Source organism: Actinoallomurus rhizosphaericola (assembly GCF_024055675.1).
GTDB classification, from domain to species: Bacteria; Actinomycetota; Actinomycetes; order Streptosporangiales; family Streptosporangiaceae; genus Actinoallomurus; species Actinoallomurus soli.
In genome coordinates this window covers 15797-34823 of the sequence record NZ_JAMXMW010000005.1, presented here as the reverse complement: position 1 = coordinate 34823, position 19027 = coordinate 15797, and the positions used below count along the sequence as shown (strand labels likewise).

Below are 19027 nucleotides of genomic sequence, written 5' to 3'. Positions count from 1 at the left end.
CGCTTCGCGGACGGCTCGTTCCTCGCCGTCCACTCCGCTCACTCGTCAGCTCGCCGCTCCCGAGAGGTCAAGGCCGATGTCGAGCGCGCCTGCCGAGTGGGTCAGCGCCCCCACGGCAAGGTAGTCGACTCCGGTCTCGGCCACAGCGCGGGCCCCGTCGATCGTGAGCCCGCCGCTGGCCTCCAGTTCGGCCCGGCCGTCGGTCAGGCGCACGGCCTCGGTCATCTCCGCGATGCTCATGTTGTCCAGCAGGATCGAGCGCGCCCCGGCGGCCAGCGCCTCGCGCACCTGGTCGAGGGTGTCGCACTCCACCTGAACGTGCAGGCCGGGGGCGGTGACGGCGGTGAACGCGGCGGTCACCGACCCGGCGGCGGCCACGTGGTTGTCCTTGATCAGCGCCGCGTCGGCGAGGGACATGCGGTGGTTCACGCCGCCGCCGAGGCGGACGGCGTACTTCTGCAGCGCGCGCAGCCCCGGCAGCGTCTTGCGGGTGTCCCGGACGCGTGCCTTCGTGTGCGCGATCTCGTCCGCCCAGCGGCGGGTGAGGCTCGCGACGCCGGACAGGTGGGTGAGGAAGTTCAGCGCGGTGCGCTCCGCGCGCAGCAGCGGCACCAGCGGACCCTCGACGGTGAGCAGGACGTCGCCGGGCGCGATCCGGGCCCCGTCCTCGACGCGGGTCACGACCTTCAGGCCGTCGCCCGTCTCCGGGGAGAGGATCGCGAACACGAGCTCGGCGACGGGGAGGCCGGCGACGACGCCGGGCTGCCGGGCCACCATGTCGGCGCGGCCGGTGGCGGTGGGCGGGAAGATCGGCTCGCTGGTGACGTCCGTGTCGCCGTCCTCGGCCAGCGCCGTACGGACGAGGCCGTCCACAGCCTGGGGATCGAGTCCGGCGGCGCGCAGTCTCGTCTCGAGTTCGGCGTTCACGAAAGCTCCCGGGGCTCGTAGTCGGTGGTGATGGTTCCGTCGTCGGCGAGGGTCGAGACCAGGTGACCGAGCCAGTCCTCGTCGGCGTCGGGGAAGTCCTCCCGCCAGTGGCTGCCCCGGGTCTCCTCCCGGCGCCGGGCCGCCGCCACGATCAGCGACGCGACAGTGTGCAGGTTGGTCGCCTCCCACGCCTCGGTGCACGGCTCGCGGGTCGTACGGTCCGCGAGCGCGGCGAGGTCGCGTGCGGCGCGCTCCAGTCCTGGACCGTTCCGCAGAACGCCGGCGCAGGAGGTCATGATCTGCTGAACGTCGGCGTGCACGCTCGGGTCCAGCAACGCGGGCCCCGCGACGGCCCCACCCGAAGCAGTACCGGCGGGAGCGGCCGCGGCGAGGTCGGCGGGCAGCGCCTCGGCGATCCGGCGGCCGAAGACGAGACCTTCGAGGAGGGAGTTGGAGGCGAGCCGGTTCGCGCCGTGCACGCCGGTGCAGGCGACCTCGCCGCAGGCGTACAGGCCGGGCACGGACGTGCGGCCCCACAGGTCCGTACGGACGCCGCCGCTGGAGAAATGCGCGGCCGGCAGCACCGGGATCGGCTCGTGCACCGGGTCGATGCCGTGCTCCTCGCAGGTCGCGAGGATCGTCGGAAACCGGTTCGCCCAGGTCCGCGGCCCGAGGTTCCGGCCGTCGAGGTAGGCGCAGGGGGCACCGGTCTCCCGCACCACCGTCATGATCGCCTTGGCGACGACGTCCCGGGGCGCGAGGTCGGCCAGCGGGTGACGCCCGGCCATGAACCGGTCGCCCCGCTCGTCGATGAGGTACGCCCCCTCGCCGCGTACGGCCTCGGAGATCAGCGGCTGCCGGCCCTTCGCGTCCGGGCCGAGCCACATGACCGTGGGGTGGAACTGCACGAACTCCAGGTCCGTCACGGCCGCTCCGGCGCGCAGCGCGAGCGCGACGCCGTCGCCGGTCGACACCTCCGGGTTCGTGGTGGCCTGGAAGACCTGGCCCAGGCCGCCGGTCGCGAGGATCACCGCACGGGCGCGGGCGGCTCCGACGCCGTCGCGGCGCCCCTCCCCCATGACGTGCAGCGTCACCCCGGCGGCCCGGCCCTGCTCCATCAGCAGGTCGAGCACCAGGGCGTGCTCGATGACCTCGATGCCGGAATCCTTGATCTTCGCGAGCAGCGCCCGGCTGACCTCGGCGCCGGTCGCGTCACCGCCCGCGTGCGCGATGCGGCGCTTGAGGTGCCCGCCCTCGCGGGTCAGGGCCACCCGCCCGTCCTCGCCCCGGTCGAACTCGGCGCCGAGTTCGATCAGTTCGCGTACGGCGTCGGGGCCCTCGGTCACGAGCACGCGTACGGCCTCGTCGTCGCAGAGGCCGACGCCGGCGGTGAGCGTGTCCCGGAGGTGCTCCTCCGGGGAGTCGTCCGGGTGCAGGGCCGCCGCGACGCCGCCCTGGGCCCAGCGAGTGGACCCGTCGTCGAGCAGCGCCTTGGTGACCAGCAGCACCCGTCCGGCCGTACGTGCGCGCAGGGCCGTCACGAGCCCGGCGACGCCGGAGCCGATCACGATGATGTCGGTGTCGATCGTCCAGCCCGGATCGGGCGCGGTGAGGCGTCGGGGGATCATGGACCCTCCTCGGAGGCATTCTCGTCAGATTGACTATAACCCCTCGCCCGTACCGCCCCATTCCGCCGGGTCACCCCCGTACGCCCCCAACCCCGCCACACCAGGCCATGGTCAACTTGAATAGGCATGTGCTAACTTTTCTTTGCATGTGCCGGGATGTGCCATGACAAGTGGGGACGAGCTGCTGAAGGTGCTGGCCACGCTGGCCAACCCGCACCGCCTGCGTGTCCTGGCGGCGCTGTCGGGCGAGCGCAACTACGTGAGCAGGCTCGCCCGCGAGCTGGGTATCAGCCGGCCCCTCCTCCAAGTCCACCTGCGCAAATTGGAAGCGGCTGGACTGGTGACGGGCCGGGCCGAGGTGTCCGAGGACGGGAAGGCGATGAAGTTCTACGAGGTCAACCCGTTCCGGATCGAGCTGACGCCGCAGGCCATCGAGGCCGCGGTGCGCACGCTGACCGTGCCGGGCGAAGAGAAGGGTGACACGTGATGGACGGCCATGAACTCGCGGAGGTGGCCGGCGCGATCGGCATCTTCACCTTCATCACGACGGTGATCACCGTGATCATCGTTCAGGTGGGCGCCACGGTGCGCGCCCGCGCGGCGCTGGCCCGCGAGGAGGAGTACCGCAGGCTCGCCGAGAGCGGCGTCGAGACACAGCAGAGCATCGAACGGCAGCTCACCGAGGCCGGACGGCGCCTGGCCGCGATGGAAGAGCGGATGAGCTCGCTGGAGAAGATCCTGCAGACCGTGGAGTAACGGACAACGAGCTGGGCCGCCGAGCGGCAACTCGACGGCCCAGCGAACCGAAGAAGCACCATCCCGCCCGAAGGCGGGCTCTCACAGGAACACTTCCTCACGGAAAGGACAGCATTTCGTGCTGCCTGAACGCAAGCCGATCACCGAGCGGATCGCGGGCTGGTCCATCCGGCACCGGGTCCTGGCGATCTGCGGCTGGTTCGCGCTGGTGATCGTGGCGGTGGCGGCCGGTGGCGTGCTCGGCCTGGAGCAGACGCACAGCACCGATCCGGGAGAGTCCGGTCGCGTCGACCGGGTCCTGGACGCCCAGACCGCGTACGTGCCGCTGCAGGAGAACGTCCTGGTCCAGTCCAGGACGGGCACGGGCCGCTTCGCCGACGACCCCGAACTGCGATCGGCCACCCTGGACCTGACCCGGACGCTGCGCGGTCTCGGCACCCTGCGCTCGCCCCTGGACCGGGACGGGGCGGATCTGATCTCCGAGGACGGGCGGTCCGGCCTGGTGAACATCCAGATCGCCGGTCCCGACGACGCCTTCCTCGAGCACTACGACGCGATCGTCAAGGGCGTCGGGGACGTGGCGGCCCGGCATCCGCAGGTCCGGTTGGCGCAGGCCGGGGACAAGAGCCTGTCCGACGCGGTGGACGGCGGCATCAAGGACGACGTGAAACGAGCCGAGTACTTCTCCCTGCCGCTCACCGTGATCATCCTGCTGGTCGTGTTCGGCTCGCTGATCGCGGCGGGGATTCCGCTCCTGCTGGCGATCACCACCGTCGCGGGGACGTTCGGACTGCTGCAGGTGGTCGGGCACTGGGTTCCGGTCAACAGCGCGGTCTCGTCCATCGTCCTGTTGATCGGCCTCGCCGTCGGTATCGATTATTCGCTGTTCTACCTGCGCCGGGAGCGCGAGGAACGCGCCGCGGGCCGGTCGGTCGCCGAGGCCCTGAGGATCAGCGCCAGGACGTCCGGGCACGTGGTGGTCGTCTCCGGCCTGACCGTGATGCTCTGCCTGGCCGGTCTGCTGTTCACCGGGCTGGACAACTTCAAGGGCCTCACCGCCGGCGCCGTCCTGGTCGTCGGCCTGGCCATGGCCGGGTCGGTGACGGTGCTGCCCGCGCTGCTGTCCCTGCTCGGGCACCACGTCGAGAAGGCCCGCGTCCCCTGGCTCGGCCGCCGCCGTACCGCGGCCGGACGGTCCCGGTTCTGGACCGCGGTGACACGACACGTCGTCCGCCGTCCCCTCCTGTGGGGTGGTGTGGCCGCGCTAACCCTGCTCCTCATGACCCTTCCCGCGCTCGGCATGCGGCTTCAGGACGCGGCGGTCACCGACAGCCTGCCGCGCAGGGTTCCCGTGGTGGACGCGGCCATCCGCATGCAGGACGCCTTCCCCGGCAGCCCCTCGCCCGCGTGGGTGGTGCTGTGGGAGAAGCGCCCCGGCGCGCTGGACGATCCGGCCGTGCGCACGGCCGTCACGGGCCTGCACCCCATCTCGACCACGCGCGTCGACCGGATCCTGGTGGCACGGATCCCGCTCGCCGACTTCGGCACCGGGGAGAAGGCCGACCGGTCGCTGCGGGACCTCCGCCGGAAGACGGCCGCACTCGACCGGCTGGACGGGGTGGACCACGCCGTCGCGGGCAAGACGGCCTTCGCCTACGACTTCACCAAGGTGATCAAGGACCGGTCGCCGCTGGTGTTCGGGTTCGTGCTGGCCCTGTCGTTCGTGCTGCTGGCGGTCTCGTTCCGCTCGGTGGCCGTCCCGCTCGTGTCGATCCTGCTCAATCTCCTGTCGATCGGTGCCGCCTACGGCGCACTGACCTGGGTCTTCCAGGAGGGACATCTCGGCTCGACCCTCGGCTTCACGGCGTACGGCGGGGTGGTCGACTGGCTGCCGCTGTTCATGTTCGTGATCCTCTTCGGGCTGAGCATGGACTACCACATCTTCATCCTCAGCCGGATCCGCGAGCGCCGCGCGGCGGGCGACACGGCGGTCGAGGCCGTCGTCACCGGGATCGGCGCCAGTTCGGGCGTGGTCACCAGCGCGGCCGCGATCATGACCGCCGCGTTCAGCGTCTTCGCCGTCCTGACGGCCATCGAGTACAAGATGATGGGCGTCGGCCTGGCGGCCGCCGTCCTGATCGACACCACGCTGGTGCGCGGCGTCCTCCTGCCCGCGGCGATGGCCGTGCTCGGCGAGCGCGTCTGGCGTCGTCCGGCCGCCGCCGACGACGGTCCGCGGACCCCCGGGCCACGAGCGTCGGCGGATCACGTCTCGGGCGGCGCCTGACCGGGCGAGACCTGACCGGTCAGCGCCTCGAAGCACGGCCGGAGCAGCCGCGTGATCTGCTCCGGCGTCGCGTCGCGGAGCGGGCCGAGCTCGATCAGGTTCCGTCCGGTGGACACGCCGAACAGGATCGCCAGGATCAGCGCGGCCCGCAGCTCGGCCTCCTCGCCCGGGATGGCGGCGCTCGCCTGCTCGACCTGCCGGGTCATCGCGGCCCGCATCCGCTCGGTCGCCTCCGGATGGGTGAACGTCGAGCGCAGCAGCGGCAGAGACGTCTGCGGGAGCTCGCCGAGCTTGACTCCGACGATGGACAGGAGCAGGTCGATGAGTCCCGCGGGGTCGCCGGGCAGCTCGTCGTCGGGCGGGACCTCGACCGCCCGGCGGAACAGCTCCTTCTTGTCCCCGAAGTACTGCATGACGAGCGCGGGATCCACCTCGGCCGCCGCCGCGACCGCGCGGATCGTCGTCCGGTCGTACCCGACCTCGGCGAAGCGCGCGCGGGCGGCGGCGAGGATCCGCCCCTCCGTCCGGCGTCTCCGCTCCGCCCGGCTCATCGGCTGGTTGGCGTCGCGCACGGCCTGAATCTACCGGCGTTGACCGAAGATCCGATTTCACTCTACGCTCGTTGAGTCTCAACGAACGTTGAGCGAATGGAGGTCTCAGCATGCCGGCGACCGGTCCACGGCAGGTGTTCGAGAGCTTTCGCGCCAGGGTGCTGCGCGGCGAGTGGGGCGCCCCCGAGGCACTGCGCTCCGGGGACGTGACGATCGAGCTGCCCTGCGCGCCGCCGGGGGCACCCCGGCGCTTCGAGAACGGCGCGGAGTTCCACGCGCACACCGAGGCGAGCCGGGCGGCCCTGCCCGTACGGTTCGAGGAGTTCCGCGACGTCCGCGTGCACGAGACCACCGACCCCGAGGTCGTCGTCGTGGAGTACGCGATGGCCGGCACGGTGACGACCACCGGCCGATCCGCCTCCGCGCCGTTCGTCCTCGTCCTACGGGTCCGCGACGGCCGCGTCCGGCTGTGGCGCGAGTACCAGCCCGTCCTGGCCATCGCCGAGGCCCTCGGCTCGCTCGACGCGCTGCGCGCCGGCGTCCGCGGCATCCCGGCCCCTGCTCCGGACCCGGCACTCTCCCCCTGGTCGCCGTCCGGCCCGCACGCCGCCGACGGTCTGGTCTCCGGGCCGCGCGCGGTGTACGAGCGGATCCTGCGGGCCGCGCTCGACGGGTCGCCCGACGACTACGCCGACCTGTACGCGGCGGACGCGGTCCTGGAGTTCCCCTTCGCCGCGCCCGGCCTCCCGCGCTCCCTGCGCGGCCGGGAGGGGATCCGGGCCCACCTGCGGGCGGCGATGGGCGGGGCGCTGAAGATCGAGGAGTTCCGCGGCGTCGTCGTCCACGAGACGACGGACCCCGAGGTGATCGTCGCCGAGCACGCCATCGTGGGCACCGCGACGGCGAGCGGCCTGCCGTGCTCGATCGCGAACCTCATCGTCCTCACCGTCCGCGACGGCCGCATCGTCCACCAACGCGACTACCTGGACGTGCTCGCGGCGGCCGCCGCGGCCGGCCGGTGACCGTCAGTCGGCGAGGACGGAGCGGAGGGTGGCGGCGAAGGCGTCCGGCTCGCCCGTCTGGCCGTACTCACCGCCGGCGAAGCCGATGTGGTTCCCGGGGAAGGTGACCGGCGTGATCCCGAGCCGCTCGGCGACGGCCGCGGCCGCGCGCCTGGCGAGGGTCTCCCCCGACGCGGCGCCCACGCCGATCACGATGCGGGTCGACGCCGCGCGGAGCGCGTCGAAGTCGTGCCGGTAGTGGTTGCAGGAGATCATGTTCCGGCCGAGCAGCGCGTCGTCGCGAGAGCCGTCGTCCTCGGTCGGCAGCCCGAAGGCGGCGGGGTCCGGAGCGGGCTCGTCGGCGTACCCCGCCGGGAGCGGGCCGTCATGGGAGACGAGCCTGATGAACTTCGCCATCGCCGGACCGGAGCCGCTGCGCCGGTAGGTCGCGTTGATGTCGACGCAGGCGGCGAGGACCACCTCCCGGTCCGGGAGTTCCCGGGAGGCCGGCGGCTCGTGCGCCACCAGTGTCCGCACCTGCTCCGGGTGCCGGGCCACCAGGGCCAGGGCGTTCACCGCGCCGCCGCTGCTGGCGAAGACGTCCACCGGCCCCACGTCCAGCGCGGAGATCAGCCGGTGCAGGTCGTCCGCGTGGTCGTCGGGTGTGGACTCCGCGACCTCGCCCGGGATCTTGCTGCGCTCCGCGCCGCGCGGGTCGTAGGTCACGACCGTACGGTCGGCGAAGTGCCCTGCGAGGGTGACGAAGCCGGCGGCGCCCATCGGCGACCCGATGAGCAGCAGTACCGGCTCGGTGCTCGCGTCATTGCGCCGGACGTCGTAGTGGAGCACGGCGCCCGGCACGGCCAGCGTGTACGTCTCGAGTTCGGTCATGTAGGTACGGACCGGCCAGGCCGACGGAACTCATCGGCCACGCACGGGTCTCAGCGCGGCGTCAGGGCGTCGCCGCGGACGTCGGCCGTGCCCGGGACCGGTTCGGCCGGGTCGGTGCCCAGGGCGACGATCCGGTTGTCGCGGTCGACGTGGACGACGCTGGGCTGGAACGCCCGGGCCTCCGCGTCGGTCATCGCGGCGTAGCTGATGATGATCACCAGGTCGCCGGGGTGGACGAGGTGGGCGGCGGCGCCGTTGATGCCGATGACCCCGCTGCCGCGCGGGCCGGTGATGACGTAGGTCTCCAGGCGGGCGCCGTTGGTGATGTCGACGATCTGGACCTGCTCGCCCGGCAGCAGGTCGGCGGCCTCCATGAGGTCCTCGTCGATCGTGACGGAGCCGACGTAGTGCAGGTCGGCCTGGGTGACCGTGGCCCGGTGGATCTTGGACTTGAACATCGTGCGGAACATGGGGGTCACTCCGAGGCAGGACCGAAGAGCAGGGGGACGTTGTCGATGAGGTGGGTGGTGCCGACCCGGCCCGCGACGGCGAGCACGGCCGGACCGGTGTGGGCGTCGTCGACCTCCTGGAACGTCTCCGGGTCGACGAGCACCAGATAGTCGAGCTCGAGCGGCGGGTCGGCGGCGATCGCGCCGTCGAGCACGGTCCGCGCCGCCCGTACGACCTTGGCGGGGCCGTCGCCGACCGCCTCGGCGCCCGCGCGCAGGGCCATCGACAGCGACACGGCGGTGAGGCGCTCGGCCGCCGACAGGTAGCGGTTGCGGCTGGACAGCGCCAGGCCGTCCGCCTCGCGCACGGTCGGGGAGCCGACGATGCGGACGGGGACGTTCAGGTCGGCGACCATCCGGCGGATCACCGCGAGCTGCTGGGCGTCCTTCTCACCGAAGACGGCGACGTCCGGGCGGACCAGGTTGAACAGCTTGAGGACGACGGTCAGCACGCCGTCGAAGTGGCCGGGGCGGCAGGCCCCTTCCACGACCGTCCCCATCGGCCCGGAGTCGACGGTGACCCGCGCGCCGAGCGCGGTCGGCGGGTACATGACGTCGACGGTCGGCGCGAACACCAGGTCGACGCCCTCCGCCGCGCAGATCTCGATGTCGTCGGGGAGGGTACGGGGGTATCGGTCGAGGTCCTCGTTCGGCCCGAACTGCAGCGGGTTGACGAAGATGCTCACCGCGACGGTGTCGGCCAGCTCGCGGGCCCGGCGCAGCAGCGACCGGTGGCCCTCGTGCAGCGCGCCCATCGTCGGGACCAGCGCCAGCGTGCCCTGGGTGGCGCGGGCGGCGGTGAGCTCCTCACGTGTGCGGGCGATGATGGGTGTCAATCCTCGGTCCCCTCGATGTCGTCTCCACGGCCGCCCGCGAGGGCGTCGAGCAGGCGTTCGGCGTCCTCGGCGCGGAGCAGCCCGGCCGCCAGCGCGCGGTCGGCGGTGAGCCGGGCCAGCGCGATGTACGCGTCGTGCGCCTCGGGTGAGATGCGGGCGAGTTCGGTGACGTGCTCGGCGACCGTACCGGCGTCGCCGCGCACGACCGGGCCGGTCAGGCCGCGGACGCCGAGCCGCAGCGCGTTGTCGAGCGCCGCGCCGAGCAGCGGCCCGAGCATCCGGCCCGGCTCCTCGACGCCGGCCCGTGTCAGCAGGTCCATCGACTCGGCGACGAGCGTGACGAGGTGGTTCGCGCCGCCCGCGAGGGCCGCGTGGTAGAGGGCGCGACGCTCCTCGGGGATCCAGACGGGCTCGCCGCCCATCTCCACGACGAGGGCCTCGGCGACGGGCCGCAGCGGCTCGGGCGAGGTCACGCCGAAGCTGATCCCGGCGAGCCGGTGGACGTCGTCGGGCCGCCCGGTGAAGGTCATCACCGGGTGCAGGGCGAGCGGCAGGGCTCCGGCGCGCGCGGCCGGGTCGAGGACGCGGACGCCGTAGCGGCCGCTCGTGTGCGCCAGCAGCTTGCCCTCGACCTTGACGTCGGTCGCGACGAGCCCGGCGACGAGCGGCGCGAGCGCGTCGTCGGGGACGGTGAGCAGGACCAGGTCGGCGGCGGAGACGACGTCCTGGACGGGAAGAAGGGGCACGCCGGGCAGCCGCTGGCTCGCGCGTTCGCGGGAGGCCTCGGAGACGCCGGCGGCGGCCACGACCGAGTGGCCGGCGAGCGTGAGCGCGTGGCCGAGGGCCGAGCCGACGCGGCCGACGCCGACCACGCCGACGGCCAGTCGTCCCGGCCGGTCATGGGAGGCGGTCATTGATCGTTCCAGTCCTTCGCGGGTACCGGACGGTGCCGCCACAGCTTATATCGGGCCGGGCAGCACACCGTTCCGCGCCTCGCGGCCGGGGCGGGGCCGAGGCCGAGGCGGGGGCCGGGCAGCACACCGGCCCGCCCGGTGGCACTGCGGGCGGGCCGGTAAACGCTGTTACCTGTGCGGCCGGGTCAGGACGACGACCACGGACGGTGGTGGCAGGGCGGGCGGTGGTGGTGGTGGCACGGCGGGCGGTACCCGTGCCCGCCGCCGACCGAGGCGCCGCCGCGGCAGCCGGCGAGGGCGCCGCCGATGACGGCGACGCTGTTGCCGCAGACGTTGATCGGGGCCGTGATCGGCACGAGGACCTGGTTGCCGGACAGGACGCCTCCCTCGCCGCTCGTACCGATGTCGGCCGCGTTGGCCGGGGCGGCCAGCAGCAGCGCACCCGTGACGGCGGCCGCCGCCACCCCGGCCGCGGTGAGTTTCTTGAGCACCTGAGCTCCTCCCGTACTTCGGTTCGCAGCCGCCCCGGAGGGCGGCCGGTACGTACGGTAGTTACTCAGCTACCCCCAGGTAATGGTAAGCGGATCTACCTTGGCGAAATCGAATCGTTACATCGGGTGACTGTTATGTCGCCGTGCGTCGATAACGTCCCGTCTAATCGGCGGCGAGGGACTCGACGATCGAGGTCCGCGCGGCCCGCCGGCCGGGCATGATCGACGCGACGACGCCGGCGACGGCCGCCAGGAGGATGAACAGGACGATCCGGCCGACCGGCAGTCCGAGCGCCGCGTCGTCGACGGCGGCGGAGATCGCCGCCCAGCCGAGCGCCATCCCCATCACCACGCCGACGAGCGCGCCGATCAGCGAGATGATCAGAGCCTCCAGGGAGAGCATCCGGCGCAGGCCGCGCCGGGTCAGGCCGAGGGCCCGCAGCAGGGCCGACTCCCTGGTCCGCTCCACCACCGACAGGGTCAGCGTGTTCGCGATGCCGATCAGCGAGATGATGATCGCCAGGGCGAGCAGGGCGGCGACGAGCAGGAAGACCTGGTCGAGGGCCTTCGACAGCTGGTCCTTGATGTCCGCGGCCGAGCTCACCCGCACCGCCGGGTAGTCCCGGAGCGCTTCGTTGACGGCCGCCCGGGAGGCGTTCGCCGAGACCCCCTTCCCGGCGATCAGGTAGACCTGCTCAGGGTCCTTCGGCCCGAACGACCGGGTGAAGTCCGCCTGGTCGAGCAGGATGTCCGGGAGGACCGACTCGCCGGAGGTGATCGCGGCGACGCGCAGGGTCATGGTGCCGTGCACGGTCCGTACGGGCACCGTCCCGCCGACCCGTACGCCGAACGTCTTGGCGTCGTCCTCGTGCAGCACGAGGGCGCCCGGCCGCAGGTCCGCGAGGGAGCCGGCGGAGACCTTGGGCTTCAGCTCGTGTCCGAGGGTCCCCTGCGTGACCGAGCTGACGTCCTGCTTCCGGCCGCCGACCGTGGCCGACGCCGTCCGTACCTCGATGACGGCCGAGAACTGCGGATCGGCGCGCAGGTGCGCCACCGCGGCGCCGGGGATCGGCCGGTCGTCCTGGCCCGACTGCGCGGTCAGCCGGTAGTCGACCGGGAAGTGGTCGCGGATGTTGTTGTCCGCCGTGGTCCGTACGGACGCCAGCGCCACCGAGAACATCGTCATCAGCGTGACGCCGACCGTCAGCGCGACCGTGGTGACCGCGGCGCGCTTGGGATTGCGCCGCGAGTTGGCCAGGGCCAGCCGGCCGGGGACGCCGAAGACCCGTGCCGGCAGCCCGCCGACGACCCCGCTCAGCGCCCCGACGATCAGCGGGCTGAGCGCGATGACGCCCAGGAAGACGAGTGCGCCCGCCGCCACGATCTCGAGGAACGGCCCCTGACCGGGCTTGGCGGTCAGCGCGAGGGCCGCGACGCCCACCCCGGCGACGCCGAGGAGCGCCCCGAAGACGATCCGGACGATCCCGGCGCGTCCCCGTACCCGGCCCTCCGACTGCGTCCGCAGCGCCGCGACCGGCGGCACCCGCGTCGCCGCGCGGGCCGGCATCAGCGCCGACAGCACGGTCACCGCGAGTCCCACGGGGATGCCGACGAGGAACGGGGTGGGCGAGACGACCAGCGAACCGCCCGGCACGCCGCCCCCGGAGTCGAAGATGAGCGCGGCGCCGTACCCGAGCCCGATCCCGACGAGCACGCCGAGCACCGAGGCCAGCAGGCCGACCACCACCGACTCGACCAGGACCCCACGGAACACCTGGCCGCGGGTCGCCCCGACGCAGCGCAGCAGCGCCATCTCCCGCGTCCGCTGGGCGATCAGGATGTTGAACGTGTTGTAGATGACGAGCGCGGCCACGAACAGCGCCACGAACGCGAACGCGAGGAAGAACGTCGCGATGTCGTCCACGTTCAGGCCCGACGTGGCGGCGAGCCTCTTGGCGAGGCCGTGGCTGGTCACGGTCGTGTACGACGGCCCGGCCGCCGCGGCGACGGCGGTACGCAGCCGGTCGTTCGAGACGCCGGGGGCGCCCTTGACGTCGACCTCGACGTAGCCGGGTTCCCCGGTCAGCTGCCGCGCCACCGGCTCGGTGAAGCCGACGGCGCCGCGGAAGCCGATCTCCTGGTCGACGCCGACGTCGACCAGCCCCGTGACCGTGAAGGAGTGCGCGGTGCCCTTCTTGTCCAGGACCCGGATCGTGTCGCCGACCCCGTACCCCGTGTGCCCGGCCACGCCCTTCTCCAGAACGGCCTCGCCCGGACCGCCCGGGGCGCGGCCCTTGGTGATCGTGTAGCGGGCCAGCGGCCCGCTGACGATGGACATCCCCAGGGTGGGCGTCTCGCCGTAGGCCCGGCCGTCCTTGCCGATCAGCGCGGCGTCACCGCGTACGAGGCCCTGGGCGTCCTGGACCCCCTGCACGGCGCGTACGGCGCGCAGCGTCGCGTCCGGGATCTTCTTGTCGTCTGTCAGGACGGCGACCGAGACCTTCTGGGCGGAGGCGGTGAACTGACGGTCGAACCCGGCCTTCATCGTGTCGGTCAGCACGAACGTGCCGGCGACGAAGCCCACGCCGAGGGTGATGGCGAGGGCGGTGAGCATGAGGCGCAGCAGGTGCGCGCGCAACCCGGCGAGTGTCGTCTTCAGCATCGTCAGGACTCCAGGCTCTTCAGCGTGTCCAGAACGCCGTCCGGGGTCGGGCCGTACAGCTCGGTGATGATCCGCCCGTCGCGCAGGAACACCACCCGGTCGGCGTACGAGGCCGCCACCGGGTCGTGCGTGACCATCACGATCGTCTGGCCCATCTCCCGCACCGAGGAGCGCAGGAACGCCAGGACCTCGGCGCCGGACTTCGAGTCGAGGTTGCCCGTCGGCTCGTCCGCGAAGATGACCTCCGGTCGGCTGACGAGGGCGCGGGCGCAGGCCACCCGCTGCTGCTGACCGCCGGACAGCTCACTCGGCCGGTGCGACAGGCGCGGCCGCAGCCCCACCGTGTCGACGACGTGGTCGAACCATCGGCGATCCAGCTTGCGGCCCGACAGCTCCAGCGGCAGGAGGATGTTCTGCTCGGCGGTGAGCGTCGGCAGGAGGTTGAACGCCTGGAAGATGAAGCCGATCCGGTCCCGGCGCAGGTGGGTGAGCTGCTTGTCCGACAGGCGGGTGATCTCCACGTCGCCGATGCGGATCGCGCCCTCGTTCACCGTGTCCAGGCCCGCCAGGCAGTGCATGAGCGTGGACTTGCCGGAGCCCGACGGGCCCATGATGGCGGTGAACGCGCCGCGGGCGAACCCCACGCTCACCCCGTGCAGCGCCCGGACGGCGGCCTCACCGGTGCCGTAGTCCTTGATCACGTTGTGCGCCAGGACGGCGGGCGGAGCGCCCACGGCGGTGCTTGTCACGACTACTCCTTGGTCTGGGTCGGAACGTCGTGATCGACGGTAGATTTCCGCAGCCGCGCCGCCATCGCCCCTGCGGACAGCGTTGAGTCAGCCTCCTCGGTGACAGGAATGAGCCCCATCAGCCTCAGGTAGTACGGGCCAGGATGAGCAGGGTGGTTCTCAGGCGACCGTGAGGACGATCTTGCCCTGGATGTGCCCTCGGGCGGCGCGTTCGTGCGCTGCCCGGGCGTCCGCGAGCGGGAACGTACCGTCGATCGCAACGCGGACCGTGCCCGCGTCGAGCAGGCGTCCCAGTTCGGCGAGCTGCGCGCCGTTCGAGCGGACCTGGGCGATCGAGACCGTGACGCCCAGCTTCGCGACCTCTTCTTCGTCGAAGTCCGCGTAGAACACGGGGAACAGGGAGCCGCCGCGCTTGAGCGTGCGCAGGAAGCGCCTGCTGCCGGGGCCGCCGACGGTGTCGAGGACGAGGTCGAGGTCGTGCACGAGGTCCTCAGGTCGGGTCTTGGTGTAGTCGATGAACTCGTCGGCGCCGAGCTCGCGCAGGAACGACTCATGCGCGCCCGAAGCGACCGCGATGACGTGGGCGCCCTTCCACTTCGCCAACTGGAGCGCGAAGTGCCCCACGCCGCCCGCGGCGCCGTTGACGAGCACCGTCGTGCCGGCGTCGAGTGCCGTCGGGCGGTGCCGTGCCTCCTGGAAGGGCGAGGGGTGATCGTGCCCGACGTCGATCAGGAACTGCCACGCGGTGAGCCCGGCCATGGGCGCCCCGGCGGCGTGCACGTGGTCGACGCCGACCGGCTTGCGTGCGAGGTCCGACGCCGGCGCGACCACGTATTCGGCGTAGGCGCCGCCGTCGAAGCCGGGGAAACGCAGCAGACCGAAGACCTCATCACCGACGGCAAGGCCGTCCACGTCCGCGGCGACGGCCTCGACGACGCCTGACACGTCCGTCCCCGGGATCATCGGCAGCCTGACGGTCGCTTCGGGCTCCCCGGGCATCGTGGTCATGCCGCCGCGCACGTACCAGTCCGGAGGATTGACGCCGGCCGCGTGCACGCGAACGAGCACCTCACCCGGCCCCGGGTCGGGCATCGGCACCTCGTCGTAACGCAGAACCTCGGGGCCGCCGTGCTCATGGAACCGGACCGCTCTCATCGTGTGCGTCGGCATCATTCTCTCCTGCTCGTACTGCGGGATACGCTGATTCGGACCAGCGATCCACATAAGTGGACCACTGATCCGAATATATGAACCACTGATCCGGATAGTCAAGAGGGACAGATGCGCGCAGACGCCAGGAAGAACCGTGACCACCTGCTCGCAGTGGCGGGCACCGCCATCACCGAGCAAGGCGTCGACGTGGCCCTGCGCGACATCGCGCGCAGGGCCGAGGTCGGGCTCGCGACGCTGCTGCGGCACTTCCCGACGCGCGAGGCGCTGCTCGACGCCCTGCTCCACACGAGCTTCGACGCACTGACGGCGAAGGCGGGCGAGCTCGAGGCGACGCGCTCGCCCGAGGACGCTCTCGTCTCGTGGCTACGCGACTGCGTCGCGTGGACGACCGAGTACCGGGGCGTGACCGTGCTGATGGCAGCCGCCATCGAGGACACCGAGTCCGCGCTCCACGCCTCGTGCGTCACCCTGCGCGCAGCCGGCGCGCGGCTCCTCACCCGCGCCCAGGCCGCGGGCATGGCGCGCGGCGACATCGATGGCGACGACCTGTTCGCGCTGATCGCCATGCTCGCCTGGGCCGGCGATCAGCCCTCGCTCGCCCCGCGCGCCGATCGCCTCTTCGAGGTCGTCGCGAGCGCGGTCCTGCCGGCCGCCGCCGGTCAGTCGATGCCGCTGCGGACGAGGCCGGTCTCGTAGGCGAAGACCACCGCCTGGACGCGGTCGCGGAGCTCCAGCTTCATGAGGATGCGGCCGACGTGGGTCTTGACGGTCGCCTCGGAGACGTACAGGCGGCCCGCGATCTCACTGTTCGACAGGCCCTTGGCCACGAGGTTGAGGACCTCGCGCTCGCGGGCCGTGAGGGTGTCCAGCCTGCCGTCCGGTGCCGGCTCCTCCGCCGGGAGGTGCGGCACGAACTTGTCGATCAGGCGCCGCGTGGTGCTGGGCGCGACGACCGCGTCACCGGAGCAGACCGCGTGGATCGCCTCGATCAGCTGCGTCGGGCCGGCGTCCTTCAGCAGGAACCCGGCCGCTCCGGCCTTCAGCGCGGCGAAGGCGTACTCGTCCAGGTCGAATGTGGTCAGGATGATGACCTTGGGAGCGTCCGGCAGCGCGCAGATCTGCCGGGTTGCCTCGATTCCGTCCATGCGCGGCATCCGCACGTCCATCAGGACCACGTCGGCCGGGGTCTGCCGGGCGACCCGCACGGCCTGCTCGCCGTCGCCGGCCTCACCGGCGACCTCCAGGTCCGGGTGCGCGTCGAGCACCATGCGGAACCCCGCGCGTACGAGCTCCTGGTCGTCCACGAGCACGACCCGGATCGGCTTGGTCTCGTCGGTCATGCCGCGCTCGTCTCAGCTCGTCGGGACTCGGTCACCGGGAGGTGGGCGAAGACCTCCCATCCGCCGCCGGGCCGTGGCCCGGTGCGCACCGACCCGCCGTACAGGGCGGCGCGCTCGTTCATGCCGACCAGCCCGTGGCCCTGCCCGTCGGTCAGGGTGGCCGCGCCCCGGCCGTCGTCGCGGATGCGGATCTCCACCGCCTCATCACCGTAGTGGAGGTTCACCTCCGCCGTGGCCGCGGGTCCGGCGTGCTTGCGGGTGTTCGTCAACGCCTCCTGGACGATGCGGTACACCGTCAGCTGCAGCGCGGTCGGCAGCTCCGACGGCACCCCCTCGATCGTGAGGCCGACCGGGAGCCCCGCCGAGCGGATCTGGTCGACCAGCTCGGCGAGCTGCTCGACGCCGGGCTGCGGGGCGTACGGGCCGGCGTCCTCTCGTTCGCGCAGGACGCCCAGCATGCGCCGCATCTCGGTGAGCGCCTGCCGCCCGGTCGCCCCGATCGTCTCCATCGCCCGCCGCGCCCGCGCCGGGTCGATGTCCACCATGTACGAAGCGCCGTCGGCCTGGACCACCATCACGCTGACGCTGTGCGCGATGACGTCGTGCATCTCCCGCGCGATCCGCGCGCGCTCGGCGGCCGCCGCCACCTGGGCGTGGGCGTCCCGCTCGCGTTCGAGACGCTTGGCGCGCTCCTCCAGCTCGGCCGTGTACTTCCGCCGGGTGCTCATGTAGAGCCCCCACATCCACATCGCCCCGGTGAAGACCGCTTGAGGGAGCAGCGTGCTCCAGCTCCCGAAACTGTTCGGCCCCTTCTGCCAACGCCAGGTGGCCATCACGGCGCCGAGCTCGACGACGAGGGCCGCCGCGAGCGACCAGCGGAACGCGCACGCGGCCGCGACCGTGTACAGCGCGACGAAGAGGTTGAAGTCCGCCGGGCCGATCTGGACGTCGAGGGCCCACTGCACCAACGCGACGGCCGCGAGGATCGCGAACGTCGCACGCGGCCATCGCCGGCGCCAGATCATCGGAACGCACATGGCGGTCACGAAGACCAGATAGGCGTACCACGGGATCACACGGCGACCGGGAATGCCCGGGCTCGTGTACGAGCTGGTCAAGGCCAGCGACATGCCGGTGAGCGGCAGCGCCCACAGGAGGTCGACGAGCCGGGGATGGCGCCGGAGCCAGGCGAAGAGACGGGCGAACACCGCATCAGCGTACGTTCGGGGGCGCCGGTGGCGCGTCAGCCGCGAGTCTGAGGCGGAGTCCACCGGGAGGCGCACGCGGTACGGTCGAGAGGTGGGTCAGGTCGGGTGGCGGGCGGCGATGCAGTGGGCGCTGTACGGGCCCGAGGGCTTCTACACGCGGGGCGAGCGGCCCGCCGCGCACTTCCGGACCTCGGTGCACGCCTCGCACCGGTTCGCCCTGGCCCTGGCCCGGCTGATCGTCGAGGTCGACACGGCCCTGGGTCACCCGGACCCGTTCCACCTGGTGGACGTGGGTGCCGGCTGCGGGGAGCTGCTCGCCGAGATCCTGCCCGTGACGAGCCTGGCCGGGCGGCTGCGGCCGATCGCCGTCGAGGTGGCCCCGCGGCCCGAGGGGCTGAGCGGGGCGATCGAGTGGCGTTCCACACCGCCCGAGGAGATCACCGGGCTGGTGGTCGCCAACGAGTGGCTGGACAACGTGCCCGTCGACGTCGTCGAGCTGACCGACGAGGGGCCGCGCCTGGTCGTCGTGGACCCGCGCACCGGAGCGGAGATCCCGGGCCCCGCGCCCTCCGCGGAGGACACCGAGTGGTTCGAACGCTGGTGGCCGCTGCGCGAGCCCGGTGACCGCGCCGAGATCGGCCGCCATCGCTGCGCGGCGTGGGAGTCCGTCCTGCGGCGGCTACGAGGCGGTCTGGCCCTGGCCGTCGACTACGCGCACGAGCGGGACCACCGCCCGCCGTACGGCACCCTGACCGGCTACCGGGACGGCCGCTGCGTCGCCCCGGTGCCCGACGGCTCTTGTGACATCACCGCGCACGTCGCCCTCGACGCCTGCGCCGAGGCGGGCCTCCGGGGCGGGGCGACCGGCACCCTGCTCACGACCCAGCGCACGGCGCTGCGCGCGCTCGGGCTGCGCGGCGAGCGGCCCGCGCTCGACCTGGCCCGGTCGGACCCGCGCGGCTACCTCCGGGCGCTGCGCGCCGCCGGCGAGGACGCCGAGCTCATCGACCCGTCCGGCCTGGGCAGCTTCGGATGGCTGGTCCAGACCGTCGGGGTCGACGTGCCCGCCGTCCTGCGCAAGGCCCAACCCTCGGCGTGAGGGCC

19 protein-coding genes are annotated in these 19027 nt (G+C 72.5%); 6 read left to right on the top strand and 13 right to left on the bottom strand.

The annotated features are described in order from the left end of the window. Positions 1 to 45 precede the first annotated feature (45 nt). Positions 46 to 927: a carboxylating nicotinate-nucleotide diphosphorylase gene (nadC, locus tag NE234_RS45900; protein ID WP_252779345.1), complete on the bottom strand. Its 882-nt coding sequence runs from the start codon at positions 925 to 927 to the stop codon at positions 46 to 48. After that, positions 924 to 2555 carry an L-aspartate oxidase gene (locus NE234_RS13630; protein WP_252779344.1) on the bottom strand — a complete coding sequence of 544 codons (1632 nt, stop codon included), beginning with the start codon at positions 2553 to 2555 and terminating at the stop codon, positions 924 to 926. Before NE234_RS13630 ends, nadC begins: the two co-directional genes overlap by 4 nt. Before the next feature lie 163 nt (positions 2556 to 2718). Here NE234_RS13630 and NE234_RS13625 point away from each other — a divergent pair, with 163 nt between their 5' ends. From NE234_RS13625 to NE234_RS13615, 3 genes are all read left to right on the top strand, one after another. Further along, on the top strand, positions 2719 to 3042 hold the full coding sequence (locus NE234_RS13625) for an ArsR/SmtB family transcription factor (RefSeq protein ID WP_252779343.1): 324 nt from the start codon (positions 2719 to 2721) through the stop codon (positions 3040 to 3042). Then, positions 3042 to 3311 (top strand): hypothetical protein, encoded by a 270-nt coding sequence (locus tag NE234_RS13620; protein ID WP_252779342.1) that lies wholly within the window; start codon positions 3042 to 3044, stop codon positions 3309 to 3311. Before NE234_RS13625 ends, NE234_RS13620 begins: the two co-directional genes overlap by 1 nt. 118 nt (positions 3312 to 3429) lie before the next feature. Next, the gene (locus tag NE234_RS13615) at positions 3430 to 5598 is read left to right on the top strand and encodes an MMPL family transporter (RefSeq protein WP_252779341.1); all 2169 of its coding nucleotides are present in this window, start codon (positions 3430 to 3432) and stop codon (positions 5596 to 5598) included. On the opposite strand, the gene NE234_RS13610 is transcribed toward NE234_RS13615, so the two are convergent. Continuing rightward, the gene (locus tag NE234_RS13610; RefSeq protein ID WP_252779340.1) at positions 5577 to 6170 is read right to left on the bottom strand and encodes a TetR/AcrR family transcriptional regulator; all 594 of its coding nucleotides are present in this window, start codon (positions 6168 to 6170) and stop codon (positions 5577 to 5579) included. The two genes, NE234_RS13615 and NE234_RS13610, sit on opposite strands and share 22 nt — an antisense overlap. Positions 6171 to 6259: 89 nt before the next feature. Between NE234_RS13610 and NE234_RS13605 the strand changes: the two genes are divergently transcribed. Then, a complete protein-coding gene (locus NE234_RS13605; protein WP_252779339.1) occupies positions 6260 to 7171 on the top strand; it encodes a nuclear transport factor 2 family protein in 912 nt (303 codons plus the stop codon). 3 nt (positions 7172 to 7174) lie between these two features. On the opposite strand, the gene NE234_RS13600 is transcribed toward NE234_RS13605, so the two are convergent. The 8 genes from NE234_RS13600 to NE234_RS13565 form a co-directional block, all read right to left on the bottom strand. Further along, complete coding sequence (locus NE234_RS13600; RefSeq protein ID WP_252779338.1) at positions 7175 to 8041, bottom strand: alpha/beta fold hydrolase; 867 nt, start codon at positions 8039 to 8041, stop codon at positions 7175 to 7177. Positions 8042 to 8091: 50 nt separating this feature from the next. Then, a complete protein-coding gene (panD, locus tag NE234_RS13595) occupies positions 8092 to 8511 on the bottom strand; it encodes an aspartate 1-decarboxylase (RefSeq protein ID WP_252779337.1) in 420 nt (139 codons plus the stop codon). Between the two features lie 5 nt (positions 8512 to 8516). After that, positions 8517 to 9386 (bottom strand): pantoate--beta-alanine ligase, encoded by an 870-nt coding sequence (gene panC / locus NE234_RS13590; protein WP_252779336.1) that lies wholly within the window; start codon positions 9384 to 9386, stop codon positions 8517 to 8519. Then, positions 9383 to 10300 (bottom strand): Rossmann-like and DUF2520 domain-containing protein, encoded by a 918-nt coding sequence (locus NE234_RS13585; RefSeq protein WP_252779335.1) that lies wholly within the window; start codon positions 10298 to 10300, stop codon positions 9383 to 9385. The genes panC and NE234_RS13585 overlap by 4 nt, the downstream gene beginning before the upstream one ends. Positions 10301 to 10485: 185 nt before the next feature. After that, positions 10486 to 10791: a chaplin gene (locus NE234_RS45065; protein ID WP_252779334.1), complete on the bottom strand. Its 306-nt coding sequence runs from the start codon at positions 10789 to 10791 to the stop codon at positions 10486 to 10488. Positions 10792 to 10954: 163 nt separating this feature from the next. Then, entirely contained in the window at positions 10955 to 13453 is a 2499-nt protein-coding gene (locus NE234_RS13575) for an ABC transporter permease (RefSeq protein WP_252779333.1), read from the bottom strand. A gap of 2 nt (positions 13454 to 13455) precedes the next feature. Next, complete coding sequence (locus tag NE234_RS13570; protein ID WP_252779332.1) at positions 13456 to 14202, bottom strand: ABC transporter ATP-binding protein; 747 nt, start codon at positions 14200 to 14202, stop codon at positions 13456 to 13458. Between the two features lie 159 nt (positions 14203 to 14361). Then, on the bottom strand, positions 14362 to 15372 hold the full coding sequence (locus NE234_RS13565; protein WP_252779331.1) for an NADP-dependent oxidoreductase: 1011 nt from the start codon (positions 15370 to 15372) through the stop codon (positions 14362 to 14364). A 111-nt stretch (positions 15373 to 15483) separates the two neighbouring features. On the opposite strand from NE234_RS13565, the gene NE234_RS13560 reads away from it, so the two are divergent. Continuing rightward, entirely contained in the window at positions 15484 to 16071 is a 588-nt protein-coding gene (locus tag NE234_RS13560) for a TetR/AcrR family transcriptional regulator (protein WP_252779330.1), read from the top strand. Here NE234_RS13560 and NE234_RS13555 read toward each other — a convergent pair. Then, positions 16035 to 16715: a response regulator transcription factor gene (locus NE234_RS13555; protein ID WP_252779329.1), complete on the bottom strand. Its 681-nt coding sequence runs from the start codon at positions 16713 to 16715 to the stop codon at positions 16035 to 16037. The two genes, NE234_RS13560 and NE234_RS13555, sit on opposite strands and share 37 nt — an antisense overlap. Beyond that, positions 16712 to 17923, bottom strand: a complete 1212-nt coding sequence (locus NE234_RS13550; RefSeq protein ID WP_252779328.1) for a sensor histidine kinase — start codon at positions 17921 to 17923, stop codon at positions 16712 to 16714. Before NE234_RS13550 ends, NE234_RS13555 begins: the two co-directional genes overlap by 4 nt. Before the next feature lie 91 nt (positions 17924 to 18014). Here NE234_RS13550 and NE234_RS13545 point away from each other — a divergent pair, with 91 nt between their 5' ends. Further along, entirely contained in the window at positions 18015 to 19022 is a 1008-nt protein-coding gene (locus NE234_RS13545; protein ID WP_308206884.1) for an SAM-dependent methyltransferase, read from the top strand. The last annotated feature ends 5 nt before the right edge of the window (positions 19023 to 19027 follow it).

Excerpts from the sequence above, each read along its gene's own strand:
- NE234_RS13630 (WP_252779344.1), bottom strand. The coding sequence starts at position 2,555 with ATGATCCCCCGACGCCTCACCGCGCCCGATCCGGGCTGGACGATCGAC.
- NE234_RS13625 (WP_252779343.1), top strand. The coding sequence starts at position 2,719 with ATGACAAGTGGGGACGAGCTGCTGAAGGTGCTGGCCACGCTGGCCAAC.
- NE234_RS13620 (WP_252779342.1), top strand. The coding sequence starts at position 3,042 with ATGGACGGCCATGAACTCGCGGAGGTGGCCGGCGCGATCGGCATCTTC.
- NE234_RS13605 (WP_252779339.1), top strand. The coding sequence starts at position 6,260 with ATGCCGGCGACCGGTCCACGGCAGGTGTTCGAGAGCTTTCGCGCCAGG.
- NE234_RS13600 (WP_252779338.1), bottom strand. The coding sequence starts at position 8,041 with ATGACCGAACTCGAGACGTACACGCTGGCCGTGCCGGGCGCCGTGCTC.
- panD (WP_252779337.1), bottom strand. The coding sequence starts at position 8,511 with ATGTTCCGCACGATGTTCAAGTCCAAGATCCACCGGGCCACGGTCACC.
- NE234_RS13585 (WP_252779335.1), bottom strand. The coding sequence starts at position 10,300 with ATGACCGCCTCCCATGACCGGCCGGGACGACTGGCCGTCGGCGTGGTC.
- NE234_RS13575 (WP_252779333.1), bottom strand. The coding sequence starts at position 13,453 with ATGCTGAAGACGACACTCGCCGGGTTGCGCGCGCACCTGCTGCGCCTC.
- NE234_RS13565 (WP_252779331.1), bottom strand. The coding sequence starts at position 15,372 with ATGCCGACGCACACGATGAGAGCGGTCCGGTTCCATGAGCACGGCGGC.
- NE234_RS13560 (WP_252779330.1), top strand. The coding sequence starts at position 15,484 with ATGCGCGCAGACGCCAGGAAGAACCGTGACCACCTGCTCGCAGTGGCG.
- NE234_RS13555 (WP_252779329.1), bottom strand. The coding sequence starts at position 16,715 with ATGACCGACGAGACCAAGCCGATCCGGGTCGTGCTCGTGGACGACCAG.